Raw genomic sequence first — 15863 nt, forward strand, 5'->3', positions numbered from 1 at the left:
AAGGAGCGTAAAATGAGCATTGCAGCACAAAATATACCCTTTTTATGTTTAATTTGGATAGGAATAGGGTTTGTTTTCATTATATTAGGCGTATTGATGGGTTCTTCTGAAAAAGATGATATAAATCAATATGTACAATTTTCTCATGATCAAATAAATAAAGATAATAATAAAGAAGTTGAGGAACTATTTTCTTATTTTTTAGAAGAAGAAGAAAAAAAGAATCAAGATCTTCGAGAGATGTTATTAAAAGTTATTGATAAAAAAGACATTAACAACACTAAAACAAATCATTACCCTATACCTGAAAGACACTGGTCAGAAAGCATAAATACTGATAGTTTGACTTATAATGCAAATAGCGGTAAGGACTCTGCTAAACATCAAATGCCCGAGCCTGCAAATAAATTTAATGAAATTGTAAAACTCTATAACGAAGGTATTGGTGCCGAGGAGATCGCAAAGAAATTAAAAAAAGGGGTAGGGGAAGTGAATCTTATGATTTCACTATACACTATGAGGTAAATATGATAAGAGATAAAAATAAAAAATTAGTATTTGGACTAATTGGTTTTGGATGCGGCATAATATTATCTGGTATTGTAATGATTGTTGTTGTACTTAATACAAATATTTATGAGCAAGAAATAAGTATACAATATTCTGAGAAAGAGCAACAAGAAATTAAAGAGCAGTTAAAAGCTATTCAGACGCAGCTTGCTCAGTCAACTTCTTTAAATGAATCTGAGCTAACAGAGCAGCAACTTATTCAAATAGATCAAATAAATGAGAAAATCCTACAGGATGAAGCTGCTGCAAAAGAATTGCCTCAAGATACAAATGCAGGGACTATTGTTACTGTGCATATTCCTAAAAATGCAACATCAGAGAAGATATGCAAAATATTGGAGGATGCACAAGTTATCTCAGATGCTAAAGACTTTGAAAATTATGTAAAAGCACAGAAGAAGACGAAGTATCTAAAGGATGGCAAGATAACACTACCAGCTTATGGAACTTACGAAGAGATTTTAGAACTTATAGCTATTAAATAAGTAATATATTTATAAAAACAATTGTATTTATAAAAAAAACATGTTATACTGTAGAGCGAAAATAAAACACACGCATGTAGATGTTATAATAGGGTGCTTGAATAGTCTATTATGATTTAATATATGCGGAGGACTAACCAGGAGGTAATAAAATGAGTGTAATATCAATGAAACAACTTTTAGAAGCAGGGGTTCATTTTGGACATCAAACAAGAAGATGGAATCCTAAAATGAAAGAGTATATTTTTACAGAAAGAAACGGAATCTATATTATCGATTTACAAAAAACCACAAAAAAAGTAGATGAGGCTTATGCGGTTATTCGCCAAGCGGCAGAAGATGGTGGGAAAGTATTATTTGTTGGAACTAAAAAACAAGCTCAAGAATCTATCAAGACTGAAGCAGAAAGAAGCGGTATGTACTATGTAAACCAAAGATGGTTGGGTGGTATGCTTACAAACTTTTCAACAATTAAAAGTCGTATAGGTAGACTTAAACAATTAGAAGAGATGGAAACAAACGGAACATTTGAAGTGCTTCCAAAAAAAGAAGTTATCGAACTTCGCAAAGAGATGGACAAACTAGAAAAGAACTTAGGTGGTATTAAAGAAATGAAAGACCTTCCAAGTTTAATGTTTGTTGTTGATCCACGTAAAGAAAGAATTGCAATTCAAGAAGCACATATATTAGGTATTCCTGTTGTGTCTATTGTAGATACTAACTGTGATCCAGAAGAAGTAGATTATGTAATACCAGGTAATGATGATGCTATTCGTGCGGTTAAATTAATCGTATCAAAAATGGCAGATGCAATTATAGAAGCTAACCAAGGGGAAATTTTTGAAACTACTACAGAAGAAAAAAGCGACAAAGCTCAAGCAATCGCTGAATAATAATTGGAGGTACTAAGATGGCAATTACAGCTGCTATGGTAAAAGAGTTACGTGAAAGAACTGGCGCAGGCATGATGGACTGCAAAAATGTTTTAAATGAAACAAATGGTGATATGGAAAAAGCTATTGAAGTGTTACGTGAAAAAGGCTTAGCAAAAGCAGCTAAGAAAGCTGGACGCGTAGCTGCAGAAGGACTTGTAAAAGAAGCTGTTTCTGTAGATGGTAAAACTGCAGCATTAGTTGAAATTAATTCAGAGACCGATTTTGTAGCTAAAAATGAGCAGTTTATTACATTTGTAAATGAAGTAGCACAATTAGTTCTTAGTAACGATGTCCAAGATGTTGAGGCATTAAAAGCACTTTCTTGGCCAGGGGATGCTTCAAAAACAGTAGGAGACGTATTAACTGAAAAGATAGCGACTATAGGAGAAAATTTATCTATTCGTCGTTTAGCAAAAATGACTACAGAAGGAACACTTGTAGCTTATACTCACGGAGGCGGTAAGATTGTTACAATAGTAGATGTAGCAGCAGAAGGAGATAAAGCAAAAGAAGTAGGCAGAAATGTGGCTATGCAAGTAGCTGCTGTTAATCCAGAGTATATTTCAATGGCGCAAGTTTCAGACGAAACAAAAGACAAAGAAAAAGAAATTTTAATGACTCAAGCTCTTAATGAAAATCCAGGTAAACCAGAAAATATTATTGAAAAAATGGTTATTGGAAGACTTAATAAACAACTCAAGGAAATCTGTCTTTTAGAACAAGAGTATGTTAAAGATCCTGATCTAACAGTAGCTAAATATGTTGCAGCTGAACTTGGCAGTGCAGATGCTATTAAATCTTTTGTACGTTTTGAAACTGGTGAAGGTATTGAGAAAAAAGAAGAAAACTTTGCTGAAGAAGTTGCAAAACAAATTCAAGGATAATATACGGAGGGACACCGAGGTGTCCCTTTTTTTATGAATATAAAGTTTAAAATATATCTAGAAATTAGCATACTTTTATGATAGAGTAATGTTAGCAGGAAGGAGAAGACAATGAAAGGTTATAATAAAGTATTAGTTAAATTAAGTGGAGAAGCGTTAGCCGGTGAGATGCAAAGAGGGTTTGATCATACAATTATTACAAGTGTCGTTGTACAGCTTAAAGAACTTATTGAAAAAGGCTTACAAGTAGCAGTTGTAATAGGAGGAGGTAACTTTTGGAGAGGCAGAACATCTGGGGATATGGATCGTGTAAAAGCTGACCAAATAGGAATGCTTGCCACAGTTATGAATGCTTTATACGTGGCAGATGTTTGCAGATCACAGGGGATAGGTGCCGTTGTACAAACCCCTTTTGCTGTAGGGAATATGACAGAAATATTTTCAAAGGATACAGCACTTGACCATATGAAAAAAGGACATGTTGTATTTTTTGCTGGTGGGACAGGGCATCCATTTTTTTCTACTGATACAGGAGCTGCTTTAAGAGGCTGTGAAATAGAGGCAGATGTCTTATTATTTGCTAAGAATATTGATGGCGTATATACAAGTGATCCTAAGCTCAATCATGAGGCAAAAAGATATAAACAACTATCTTGTCAAGAGCTACTGCGTCAAAACCTTAAAGCTATTGATGCCACTGCAGCTGCACTATGTATAGAGCAAAAATTACCTATTATTGTTTTCGATTTAGGAGCCACAAATGGCATAGTAAGAGTAGCCATGGGCGAAGAAATTGGCACAACAATTTATATAGAAGATTAATTAAGGAGGATATAGGATGAAACAGACATTAAATAAGTATGAAGATAAAATGAAAAAGACGATACAATCATTTGCTGATGAATTAAGTACAATACGTGCAGGCAGAGCTAATCCCCATGTTTTAGATAGAATGACTGTAGATTATTATGGTGTAGCTACGCCTATACAACAAGTAGGAAATATCAGCATTCCAGAGGCACGTGTATTACAGATACAGCCATGGGATACATCTCTTCTTAAAGCTATTGAAAAAGCTATTAATGAATCCGATATAGGTATTAATCCTTCAAATGATGGGAAAATGATAAGACTTATTTTCCCAGAACTTACAGAAGAGCGCAGAAAAGACCTTACTAAAGATGTTAAGAAAAAAGGTGAAAATGCAAAAGTTGCAATTAGAAACATCAGACGTGAAGCACTTGAAACTTTAAAGAAGATGGAAAAAGCTAATGAGATCACAGAGGATGAACAAGAAGTAGCAGAAAAAGAAGTTCAGAAGTTAACGGATAGATCTATAGATGAAATAGACAAACATATTGAAAATAAAAACAAAGAAATTTTATCTGTATGATGTTAAAACTCCTCCATTAGGAGGAGTTTTTTTAATATAGGAGGAAGTTAGTTATGGATGAGACGAAAGTACCTACACATGTTGCTATCATTATGGATGGAAATGGAAGATGGGCCAAGGAACATAATCTGCCGCGGAATGAAGGTCACCGAAGAGGTACAAAAACATTAGAAAACATTATAAAACATGCGGCGCATATAGGTATAGAGTACTTAACGGTTTACGCATTTTCTACTGAAAATTGGAATAGGCCCCAAAGTGAAGTGGAAGGACTCATAAAACTGCTTAGAAGATATTTAGATCAGCATATTAAAAAAGCACCTAGTGAAGACATTCGATTTAATGCAATAGGAGATATTTTTTCATCCAATATACCACAAGATTTAAGAGATAAAATAATACACTTACAAGAGATTACAAAAGATAAAAAAGGGCTATGCTTTAATATGGCATTTAATTATGGCGGACGTAATGAGATTATTAGGGCTTGTAAAAGTATCATAAATGATATATTGTTAAAACACATAGATGATGAGATGGTTAATGAGGAGGTGTTTGCAAAGTATTTAGATACAGGGCATCAACCAGACCCAGATCTTATGATTCGTACAAGTGGTGAAATAAGAACGAGTAACTTTTTGCCTTGGCAATTAACCTATAGTGAGTTTTATTTTACATCCTGTTTATGGCCAGAATTTACGGTACAGGAGTTTGACATGGCGATTGATGAGTATAGGAGAAGAAAAAGAAGATTTGGTAACAGTGAATAGGAGGGATTAAAACGTGTTAACTAGAATAATAACAGGAGTTATAGGGGTTCCGCTTATGATTTTAATTGTAACTTTAGGAAGCCCTACGCTTGATTATGCTGTGATAATAGTGAGTTGTTTAGGGCTATATGAGTTATTTCATACAATGAAAAATATTTATAAGCCTATGAAATATATAGGATATGGATCATTGTTGTTCTATTTTGCATTTTTTAAAACTATTCATGCTGATTATAGCATCTATTTGGCGCTATTAATAGTAGTTGCTCTTATTTATATGGTCATCAAACATCCTAAATATTCAATAACAGATGTAGCTCTTACAATATTTTCATCACTTTATGTCGGGTTGCTATTTGGGTTTATTATTTTGACAAGAAACACCCAATATGGTGCATTTTGGGTATGGCTTATTGTAATTAGCTCTTGGGGATCAGATACCTTTGCATATTTTAGTGGGATCCTTTTAGGTAAACATAAATTAGCACCCAATCTAAGTCCTAAGAAAACTATAGAAGGAAGTATAGGTGGGTTTATTGGAGCGGGACTATTAGGGTATATTTATACGATGATTTATACCTACTATACTTACGAAGTACTAAGAGAACACATTTTTACCGTGGTCACAACGGTGATGATAGCTTCCGTTATTTCACAATTTGGAGATCTTGCGGCATCGGCTATCAAGAGATTTTTTAATCAGAAAGATTTTGGATATATATTGCCTGGACATGGGGGAATACTAGATAGATTTGATAGTTTGTTATTAGTTGCCCCAGTTATTTATGCAGCAGTAACATTGGCAGAAAACATCATAAGATAGGAGTTAATAGTGTGCAAAATAAGAATATAGTTATCTTAGGTTCTACTGGATCCATTGGAACACAAACATTAGATGTAGTTAGAAAAAGTGAAAAACTAAATGTCGTAGGGCTAAGCGCACATAGCAATATAGACTTATTAGAAACTCAAATTATAGAATTTAATCCACAAGTAGTATGTGTGATACAAAAAGACAAAGCTTACGAACTGCAGAATAGACTTAAAGCAATAAAATGCAAAACAGAAGTTGTAAGCGGCGAAGAAGGGCTGCTTATAACGGCTACTTTAGCACAAGCCGAGCTTATTATTACAGCCGTAGTTGGCATGGTTGGACTTTTACCTACTATTGCAGCAATAAAACAAGGTAAAAATATTGCATTAGCCAACAAAGAAACTCTTGTTACAGCAGGAGAAATTGTGATGCAGTTAGCTGAAGAAAACAATATTTCTATTATTCCTGTAGACAGTGAGCATTCAGCAATCTTTCAATGTCTGCAAGGCAATGCACCGAGTGCTGTTTCAAAAATTATTTTAACAGCTTCAGGAGGACCCTTTAGAGAGTACTCCAGTGAACAGCTTCAGCAAGTTACAGTAGAACAAGCACTAAAACATCCTAATTGGGTAATGGGAAATAAGATTACGATTGATTCAGCAACTCTTATGAATAAGGGGTTAGAAGTTATTGAAGCAAAACATTTGTTTAATATAATGCCTAGTCAAATAGAAGTTATTGTTCATAAAGAGAGTATTATTCACTCAATGGTTGAATATCAAGATGGATCGACAATAGCTCAGCTAAGCTATCCGGATATGAGGCACCCTATTTCTTATGCAATCTATTATCCGAGTAGAGTAGATACTCCTTACATTAAAAAGCTTAATTTGTCTCGTATTCAAACGTTGTCTTTTGAAGAACCACGTATGGATTTATTTCCTTGCCTACAGCTTGCTTATGAGGCGTTAAAAACAGGAGGAACTATGCCAGCCGTTCTTAATGCTGCCAATGAAGTAGTTGTTGAAAGTTTTCTAAATAGACAAGTTACTTTTATGGAGATTCCTAGAATTATACATAAGGTTATGCAAAAACACATATGTATAAATAGGCCAACTCTTAATGACCTTTTGGAGTGCGATAGATGGGCTAGAGAATATAGTAGAAAGAAGGTAGAAAAATGTTAACAATCATTATTATTATATTAATGTTTGCGCTTATAGTCGTTATTCATGAGTGGGGACATTATATTGCAGCTAAAAAAAACGGGGTACTCGTACATGAATTTGCAGTAGGAATGGGACCTAAAATTTGGTCTATTAAAAAAGGTGAAACAGTTTATTCTATAAGAGCATTTCCCATAGGTGGATTTTGCAGCATGGAAGAAGAGATAGGAAACAGTAGCAACCCAAGAGCTATGTGCTCAAAAAGTCCATGGCAGAAATTATTTATTGTGAGCTTTGGGGCAATAATGAACTTTGTTTTGGCGTTTCTTTTACTTACTATATTGACAGGTTATATTGGATACGGCAATAATGTCATTCAAAGTATAGAAAGTAATATGCCGGCCGCAGAAGCCAATTTACAAATAGGCGACCGCATTACTGCAATAGAAGGAAACCGTATTCATAAGTTAGCTGATATTACAGCACTAGTTAAAGACAGAGATAAAAACTATGTTTTCACTATAGAAAGAAAAAATGAAGCACCTTTTAATGTAGAATTAAAAGCCAGATGGATAGAGAAAGAAGGACGGGCAAGATTTGGGTTTACGCCAGAAATTGTTCATTTTAATATTTTTCATAATATGAAAGTTGGTTTTATAAATACTTTTCAGGTTATCGGGCAAGTATGGCTGGGTTTTACACAGCTTATCACAGGCAAAGTACCTATGGATCAAGTAGCGGGGATAATTGGTGTTGCAGACTTTAGTGCTAAACAATGGGATACTGGTATGCAATCGGGAGGCGTTTTACTTGCTATTATGAACATGATTTATATAGGGGCAGTTATATCAGCTAATTTAGGGGTTATCAATTTGCTTCCTATTCCTGCACTAGACGGAGGGCGTATTGTATTTATTTTGATCGAAATGCTAAGAGGAAAACCATTAGATCCAGAAAAAGAATCTGCTGTTCATTTTATTGGATTTGTATTATTAATGTTGCTGACAGTTGTTGTTTTATATAATGATATTATAAAGGTGTTTAATATATGATGTTATGTAAAAGAGAAAGTACAAAAATGATACGTATTCAAGATAGATTTATTGGAGGCGGGCAGCCGATTCTTATACAGTCTATGACGAATACAAAAACAGAAAATGCAGAGGAAACCATTCGACAAATTTTAGCGCTAGAAGAAGCTGGCTGCGAGATAGTAAGAGTAGCTGTGCCACATGTTGAAGCGGCGAGAGCTATTGAAAAAATTATAAAAAATATTCATATTCCATTAGTAGCAGATATTCATTTTGATTATAAACTTGCTTTAATGGCCATTGAAAATGGGGTAAATAAGTTGAGGATTAACCCAGGAAACATAGGGAGTCGTGAACGTGTAGAAAAAGTTGTAGAGAAAGCTAAGGCGTATAAGATCCCTATTAGAATAGGTGTTAATTCAGGATCTATTGAAAAAAGTATTTTAAAGCAATATGGCGGGGTTAATGCTCTTGCCATGTTAGAAAGTGCTAAAAGACATATTACGATATTGGAAGAGATGGATTTTCATGATATTGTAATATCTCTTAAGGCGTCTCAAGTCCCGTTAGCAATAGATGCCTATACAACTTTTGCATATCATTATAACTATCCTTTGCATGTAGGTATTACGGAATCGGGAACTTTATATAAAGGAGCTATTAAATCAGCTGTTGGACTTGGGGCAATTTTATCACAAGGGATAGGTGATACGATACGTGTGTCACTATCCGATGATCCTGTAAAAGAAGTAGAGTGTGCAAAGCATATTCTGCAGTCATTAGTACTGAGAAAATTTGGGGTTGAAATTATCGCATGCCCTACATGTGGCAGAACTGAAGTTAATCTAATAGAACTTGCAAAAAAAGTAGAGTATGCAACAAGGCATATTACAAAAGATCTTAAAATTGCAGTAATGGGATGTGCTGTAAATGGTCCAGGAGAAGCTAAAGAAGCTGATATTGGTGTTGCTGGAGGAAAAAACGAGGGACTGATTTTTAAAAAAGGGCAAATCATAAAAAAGGTGAGAGAAGATGAACTCTTTGATGCACTTATGAAAGAGATAGAACAGATGTAATAAAAGGGGAGAGCGGTATGTATTCAAAAGAGGAAAAAAAATATTTTTCTTATGTTTTTTCGAAATTAAATCTCAACCCTCATATTACACAACGTTTTCAAGATTGCAAAGTACAAGACGTTGTGGTTAATCAATATGCTAAAGAAGTAGAAATACATCTTGAAGATTCTAAGGAATGTAGTGAATCAACGCTTAAAGTACTTGAAACAGAGATTAAGAATAATTTAACAGGGATAAATAAGGTAAGCATTCAATTCATAAAAAAGATACAACGAAGTATACAAACAAATGAGATGCAAGAGCTCTTAACAAACAGTTGGGATAAGGTATTGAAACATCTTGGTAGGGTTGCACCTCTTTTAGAGGCTATTTTACGCTATGCTAAATGGCATTTAGAAAATAATATGCTTATTATACAAATTCCAATATCTTACAGAGCTTATTTGCAAAAAATGAAATGTAAAGAAGTTCTTACAGATATCTTGCAGGATTATGTAGGAACGATGACTATTGAATTTAAGTTTAAAGATGAAATAAAAGATATTATACCAAAGATCAGTGCCGAAGTTCATAAAATTACCGAGGATAGTATTACACATATTACTGCTCAAAATCAAAAAAATGATGTATTTAAACAAGAAAATGTTATAGTTGAACCAACCGATGTTCTTTTAGGTAAGGACTTTGCTGGAGAGTCGACTCAGCTTTCGCAATTACCAGAAAATGATGAAGTTATCATTGTAAAAGCAACGATTTTAAGTGTAGAAATAAGAGAACTTAAAAATGATAACATATTAGTTTCTCTTGACATTACAGATTATACTTATTCAATTACCACAAAATTTTTTATTAAAAAAGACAAGTGGGAGCCTATAAAAGGCGACATTAAAAAAGGAAATGCTTTAAAGATACGAGGACTGCTTGAATATGATTCTTTTATACAGGAACGTATTATAAAGGCAAAAGATATCATTAAAATAAATGCAATGAGAATTATACGTTTAGATACAAGTGAAGAAAAGCGTATTGAATTGCATGCCCATACTCAAATGAGTAGCATGGATGCTACTGTAAATGTCTCGGAACTCGTTGGACGAGCAGCTAAGTGGGGGCATAAAGCGATAGCTATAACTGATCACGGAGTGGTACAATCTTTTCCAGATGCCGCTTCAACTGCTAAAAAACATAATATTAAAGTGATCTATGGTGTGGAAGCTTATATAGTGGATGATTTGAGTGCGGTTGTACAGAATTCTAAAAACCAAACATTAGACGATCTCTATGTCGTATTTGATATTGAAACAACTGGATTTACACCAGGGAAAGACCGTATTACTGAAATAGGTGCTGTTAAGATAAAAAATGGAGAAATTATAGATGAATATAAAACGTTTGTTAATCCAGAGATCCCTATACCTCAAACTATAGTTGAATTAACAGGTATTACAGATGAAATGGTTAAAGAGGCACCAACAGTTGAAAGCGTTATTCCTGAGTTTCTAAATTTTATAGGTGAAGCTGTTTTAGTTGCGCATAACGCATCTTTTGATACTAGTTTTATTAATTATTTTGCAAATCAACAGGGGCTAACGGTAGGTAATACGATATTAGATACTCTGGGATTATCAAGACTGCTCTTAACAGGGCTTTCAAAGCATAAACTTAATCATGTTGCAAAGTATTTGGAAATAGATTTAGAAAACCACCATCGAGCGATTGATGATGCAATAGCTACGGCAAAAATTTTCATAAAGCTTGGACAAAAGTTAAAGAGCATGCAGGTTGTAACTTTAGAGCAGCTTAATCTCTATGCAGCTAAAGAAATTGATGTTAAGAAACTAAAAACTTATCATGCAATCATCTTAGTTAAAAATCAACAAGGTTTATTTAATTTATATAATCTTGTCACAAAGTCTCATATTGAGTACTTTTTTAAAAAACCACGTATTCCTAAAAGTGTCTATAAAGCCTATAGCGAAGGGCTTATTATAGGCTCAGCATGTGAAGCTGGGGAACTATACAAGGCATTATTGGAGAATAAACCGCGGGAACAAGTTGATAGTATTGCGAGCTTCTATGACTATCTGGAGATTCAACCTATAGCGAATAATCGCTTTTTATTGGAAAAGGGAAAAGTTCAGTCCTATGAAGAACTTAAAAATATTAATCGCCAAATTGTAGCACTCGGAAAAAAGCACAATAAAAAAGTAGTTGCTACAGGAGATATTCACTTTCTTGATCCTGAAGATGAAGTCTATAGACGCATTATTATGACAGGACAGGGATATACCGATGCTGATAATCAGCCGCCACTTTACTTTCATACGACCAATGAATTTTTAAAGGAATTTGAGTATCTGGGAGAAGAAACAGCTTATGAAGTTGTTGTGCAAAATCCCAACGAGATTGCAGATAGTATAGAGCATGTTAAACCCATACCAGATGAAACTTTCCCCCCAAAAATAGATGGCGCAGATGAGGAACTTGTTCAGATTACAACAAACAAAGCCATAGAAATTTATGGAGAGCCTCTTCCTGCCCCTGTAAAAGATAGATTAGATAGAGAACTTGGTTCAATTATTAAAAATGGATTTGCAGTGTTATATATTATTGCACAGAAACTGGTTTGGAAGTCCTTGGAAGATGGCTATTTGGTAGGATCTAGAGGGTCTGTAGGATCATCTTTTGTTGCAACGATGGCAACCATTACAGAAGTTAATCCACTTTCACCGCATTATGTATGTAAACACTGCAAATATTCTGATTTTGATTCTCCAGAAGTGGTCAAATTTGCAGGGGGATCGGGGTGTGATATGCCTGATAAAACATGTCCTGTATGTGGCGCGCTGCTGCAAAAAGACGGACATGATATCCCCTTTGAAACATTTCTTGGATTTGACGGCGATAAAGAACCTGATATAGACCTTAACTTTTCAGGCGAATATCAGGCTAGGGCTCATGCTTATACAGAGGAACTTTTTGGATCTTCTCATGTATTTAAAGCGGGAACAATTGGTACTTTAGCTGAAAAGACTGCTTATGGATTTGTCCAAAAGTATTTAGAAGAAAAAAACATGAAATTATCAAAGGCAGAAGCCAATAGATTAATCAGTGGCTGTACAGGCATAAAGCGTACAACAGGACAACATCCGGGAGGGCTTATGGTTGTCCCAAGAGATAACGATATCCATAATTTTTGCCCTGTACAGAGGCCGGCCAATGATATGAAATCAACAATAACAACAACACACTTTGACTATCACTCAATCAGCGGAAGATTGTTGAAATTAGATATTCTAGGGCATGACGATCCAACCATTATACGTATGCTTGAAGATTTAACCGGGTTAAATGCAACACAAATCCCTCTTGATGATGCTAAAACCATATCGCTCTTTACAACAACAGAAGCATTACAAGTGACCCGTGAAGATATTAATAGTGAAGTAGGGTCTTTAGGAATCCCGGAATTTGGTACAAAATTTGTTAGGCAGATGCTAGTTGATACTAAGCCGACTACATTTTCAGAACTTATTAGAATCTCAGGCCTTTCTCACGGGACAGATGTTTGGTTAAATAATGCTCAGGAATTAGTTAGACAAGGAGTGGCCAGTCTTTCAGAAGTTATCTCAACACGAGATGATATTATGGTTTATCTGATTATTGCAGGTGTTGAAAAAAAAGCAGCTTTTAAAATTATGGAATGTGTAAGAAAAGGGAAAGGTTTAACAGAAGAACAGGAACAGGAAATGAAAAAGGCAGGAGTTAAGGAGTGGTATATTAATTCTTGTAAAAAAATCAAATATATGTTTCCTAAGGCTCATGCAGCTGCTTATGTTATGATGGCATTTAGAATTGCTTATTTTAAGGTATACTATCCTCTAGCTTTTTATGCAGCTTATTTTTCTATACGTGCTAAAGGTAACTTTGATTATGAAATAATGTGTCATGGACGTGAAGTGGCGGAAAGAGCTATTAGAGAGTTAGAACAAAGGCAGGCTTTATCTACAAAAGAAAAAGATACTTTAACGGTTCTCGAGCTTGTTAGGGAAATGTATGCAAGAGGAATTCATTTTAAAACTATTAATTTATATGAGTCTGATGCAGAAAGATTTATCATTCAAGAAGATGGTATTTTACCACCTTTTAACTCTCTTCAAGGTTTAGGTGATACAGCGGCTAAAAATATTGTCGAAAAGAGAAAACAAGGGGAATTTTTATCAGTTGAACACTTTAAAAATGAGACTAAGGTGAGTCATACGATTATTGATCTAATGAAAAAAAGTGGCATATTAAAAGGTATTCCCGATACTAGTCAGTTAACTTTGTTTTAGAACTGGGGTTGATTTTTCAGTTTAATGGTAGTATAATTAGTAATTATAAATTTGAACGTGATGGAGAGAGTGGGTATACACCCACTCTTTCTATATGCTGGAATGTATATATAATACAGTTTATGTCAAACTATACTGTATGAAAGGATGATTCGATGAATAAAAAGCAAATTATTGATAGTGTAGAGAAGTATTTAGAACCTATTTTAGAGGAGAGTCAATTTGAACTAGTAGATGTTGAATTTGTTAAAGAAGGTCCAACATTTTATCTAAGAATATATATTGATAAAGAAGGAGGTATTACAATAGAGGATTGTCAAAAGACAAGTAGAGCCATAGAAAAAGTATTAGATGAAAAAGATTTCATAGAACCGGCTTACATCTTAGAAGTGAGTTCACCGGGTCTCGATCGCATTCTTAAAAAAGATAAAGATTTCGAAAGGTTTAAGGGATCTATAGTAGATGTAAAGCTCTACGAATCTATTCAAAAAAAGAAACAATTTCAGGCAAAGCTTATTGCTAAGACTCCAGAATATCTTATTATAGAAGAAGCGGGAAATGAAATAAAAATAGCAATTAAAAATGTAGCCCTTGTAAGATTAGCGATTATGTTTTAATAGATTATTTAACTTAAATAGATTGAACTTAAAAGGTTTAATTTATTTAAGAAAAGTAGAATTTTGAGGAGGATTAAAATGAATCAAGAATTTATTACTGCAATTGATCAAATTGCAAAATCGAAAGGAATTAATAAAGATAAGCTTGTTGAAGCGATTAAGCAATCAATAGAGGTTGCATGTAAAAAACACTTTGGAATTGGGGCTGGAGTTAAACAGAACATAAAAATTTACATTGATGAAGTAACAGGTGATGTTAAAGTTTTTGCATCAAAAAAAGTTGTGCCGGATGATGAGGTTATTAATGCAGTATTAGAAGTAGGCATTACAGAAGCAAAAGTAATTAATCCTCTTATTGCTATAGAAGACGTTGTTGACGTAGAAATTACACCTAAAAATTTTGGACGTATTGCTGCGCAAAATGCGAAACAGGTAGTTATACAAAAGATTAAAGAAGCTGAGAGGCAAATGGTCTACGACGAATATAGCGTAAAATTAAATGATATTGTAAAAGGTAAAGTGCTGCGAAAAGAAAAAAATGGGTATATTGTAGAGTTAGATTTTACGGAAGCTTCTCTGCCCCTTACAGAAGCTATTCCAAATGAAAATTTTGATTCTGAGATGGAAGCGGGAAATGGCATAAGCGGCTATAAAGCATTCTATTTATTAAATGTTAAGGATTTTAATAAAAACGAAGGAAAGTTAGATACTAAAAATAAAAATGCTGGAGCACAAGTTATTGTATCACGTACGCATCCCGAACTTGTTAAAAGATTATTTGAGCAAGAAGTTGTTGAAATAAAAGATGGCACGGTTATGGTAAAAAGCATAGCTAGAGAAGCAGGTTCACGTACTAAAATTGCAGTGCACTCTAATGATCCAATAGTTGACCCGGTTGGCGCCTGTGTGGGTGAAAAAGGAAAGAGAATTAATAACATTGTCCAAGAACTAGGTGGAGAAAAGATAGATGTTGTACGTTGGAGTGAAGACCCAAAAGAATTTATAAAAGAAGCTTTAAGTCCTGCAAAAGTACTAGGCGTTGAACTTGAAGAAAATGGTGGAGAAAGAAATGCAAGGGTTATTGTTCCAGCAAATATTCTTACGCTTGCTATTGGTAAAGGTGGACAGAATGTACGACTTGCAGCTAAACTAACAGGATGGAAGATAGACATAAAAAGCGTGCAGACAGACAATGAGGAAGAGGAGTGAGTAAATGAAACAAAGAAAGATTCCTTTACGTAAATGTACTGGATGCAATGAAATGAAAAACAAGAAAGAAATGATAAGAATTGTTAGAAATAACGAAGGAATCTTTTCATTAGACTTTCATGGTAAAAAGCCTGGAAGAGGGGCCTATGTTTGCAAGAACATTGAATGCCTTAGTCAGGCCGAAAAAAACAAAGGCTTAGAAAGATCTTTTAAAACATCAGTTGATAAAGAGATTTATAATGCGTTAAGAAAAGAGTTTGCAGCATATGATGGAGAATAAAATTTATCAAATGATTGGACTATGTCAAAAAGCAAGAATGCTTGTAGCGGGTGAATTTGCTGCAAAACAGGCAGTGCTTGAAAAAACAGCTTTACTGGTTATTGTTGCAGCCGATGCTTCCAATAATACCAAGAAGCTTTTTAAGGATAAGTGTTCATATAGAAAGATCTCATGTGTTGAATGGAGCACCAAGGAAAAACTAGGTAAGATTTTAGGTAAAGAAGAAAGAGCAGTAATAGCTATAATCAATGAGGGTTTTGCAAATAAAATAAGTGAAATGCTAAGTTGTATGGAGTAAA

General features: G+C 34.3%; 16 protein-coding genes. All 16 read left to right on the plus strand.

The annotated features are described in order from the left end of the window. Positions 1–12 precede the first annotated feature (12 nt). Entirely contained in the window at positions 13–525 is a 513-nt protein-coding gene (locus BN3326_RS02210; protein ID WP_069997479.1) for a DUF6115 domain-containing protein, read from the plus strand. Positions 526–527: 2 nt separating this feature from the next. Then, the gene (locus tag BN3326_RS02215) at positions 528–1055 is read left to right on the plus strand and encodes an MltG/YceG/YrrL family protein (RefSeq protein ID WP_069997480.1); all 528 of its coding nucleotides are present in this window, start codon (positions 528–530) and stop codon (positions 1053–1055) included. Between the two features lie 152 nt (positions 1056–1207). After that, positions 1208–1948 carry a 30S ribosomal protein S2 gene (gene rpsB, locus BN3326_RS02220; RefSeq protein WP_069997481.1) on the plus strand — a complete coding sequence of 247 codons (741 nt, stop codon included), beginning with the start codon at positions 1208–1210 and terminating at the stop codon, positions 1946–1948. Between the two features lie 17 nt (positions 1949–1965). After that, the gene (gene tsf, locus BN3326_RS02225) at positions 1966–2874 is read left to right on the plus strand and encodes a translation elongation factor Ts (protein ID WP_069997482.1); all 909 of its coding nucleotides are present in this window, start codon (positions 1966–1968) and stop codon (positions 2872–2874) included. A 111-nt stretch (positions 2875–2985) separates the two neighbouring features. Further along, positions 2986–3696 (plus strand): UMP kinase, encoded by a 711-nt coding sequence (gene pyrH / locus BN3326_RS02230; RefSeq protein ID WP_069997483.1) that lies wholly within the window; start codon positions 2986–2988, stop codon positions 3694–3696. Positions 3697–3712: 16 nt separating this feature from the next. Next, on the plus strand, positions 3713–4267 hold the full coding sequence (gene frr, locus BN3326_RS02235; RefSeq protein WP_069997484.1) for a ribosome recycling factor: 555 nt from the start codon (positions 3713–3715) through the stop codon (positions 4265–4267). Positions 4268–4320: 53 nt separating this feature from the next. Then, positions 4321–5037 carry an isoprenyl transferase gene (locus BN3326_RS02240; protein WP_069997485.1) on the plus strand — a complete coding sequence of 239 codons (717 nt, stop codon included), beginning with the start codon at positions 4321–4323 and terminating at the stop codon, positions 5035–5037. A 13-nt stretch (positions 5038–5050) separates the two neighbouring features. Further along, on the plus strand, positions 5051–5860 hold the full coding sequence (locus BN3326_RS02245; RefSeq protein WP_083258470.1) for a phosphatidate cytidylyltransferase: 810 nt from the start codon (positions 5051–5053) through the stop codon (positions 5858–5860). Positions 5861–5871: 11 nt separating this feature from the next. Then, complete coding sequence (locus BN3326_RS02250) at positions 5872–7038, plus strand: 1-deoxy-D-xylulose-5-phosphate reductoisomerase (protein ID WP_069997486.1); 1167 nt, start codon at positions 5872–5874, stop codon at positions 7036–7038. Continuing rightward, positions 7032–8069: a M50 family metallopeptidase gene (locus BN3326_RS02255; RefSeq protein ID WP_069997487.1), complete on the plus strand. Its 1038-nt coding sequence runs from the start codon at positions 7032–7034 to the stop codon at positions 8067–8069. Before BN3326_RS02250 ends, BN3326_RS02255 begins: the two co-directional genes overlap by 7 nt. Beyond that, positions 8066–9124: a flavodoxin-dependent (E)-4-hydroxy-3-methylbut-2-enyl-diphosphate synthase gene (gene ispG, locus BN3326_RS02260; RefSeq protein ID WP_083258471.1), complete on the plus strand. Its 1059-nt coding sequence runs from the start codon at positions 8066–8068 to the stop codon at positions 9122–9124. Before BN3326_RS02255 ends, ispG begins: the two co-directional genes overlap by 4 nt. A 17-nt stretch (positions 9125–9141) precedes the next feature. Beyond that, the gene (locus BN3326_RS02265; RefSeq protein ID WP_074463572.1) at positions 9142–13458 is read left to right on the plus strand and encodes a PolC-type DNA polymerase III; all 4317 of its coding nucleotides are present in this window, start codon (positions 9142–9144) and stop codon (positions 13456–13458) included. A gap of 155 nt (positions 13459–13613) precedes the next feature. Continuing rightward, on the plus strand, positions 13614–14075 hold the full coding sequence (gene rimP / locus BN3326_RS02270) for a ribosome maturation factor RimP (RefSeq protein ID WP_069997488.1): 462 nt from the start codon (positions 13614–13616) through the stop codon (positions 14073–14075). A gap of 78 nt (positions 14076–14153) precedes the next feature. Further along, complete coding sequence (gene nusA / locus BN3326_RS02275) at positions 14154–15284, plus strand: transcription termination factor NusA (protein ID WP_069997489.1); 1131 nt, start codon at positions 14154–14156, stop codon at positions 15282–15284. 4 nt (positions 15285–15288) lie between these two features. Beyond that, the gene (rnpM, locus tag BN3326_RS02280) at positions 15289–15564 is read left to right on the plus strand and encodes an RNase P modulator RnpM (RefSeq protein ID WP_069997490.1); all 276 of its coding nucleotides are present in this window, start codon (positions 15289–15291) and stop codon (positions 15562–15564) included. A 10-nt stretch (positions 15565–15574) separates the two neighbouring features. Next, a complete protein-coding gene (locus BN3326_RS02285; RefSeq protein ID WP_242875921.1) occupies positions 15575–15862 on the plus strand; it encodes a L7Ae/L30e/S12e/Gadd45 family ribosomal protein in 288 nt (95 codons plus the stop codon). Position 15863: the final 1 nt, after the last annotated feature.

Source organism: Cellulosilyticum sp. I15G10I2 (assembly GCF_900095725.1).
Classification (GTDB): domain Bacteria; phylum Bacillota; class Clostridia; order Lachnospirales; family Cellulosilyticaceae; genus FMMP01.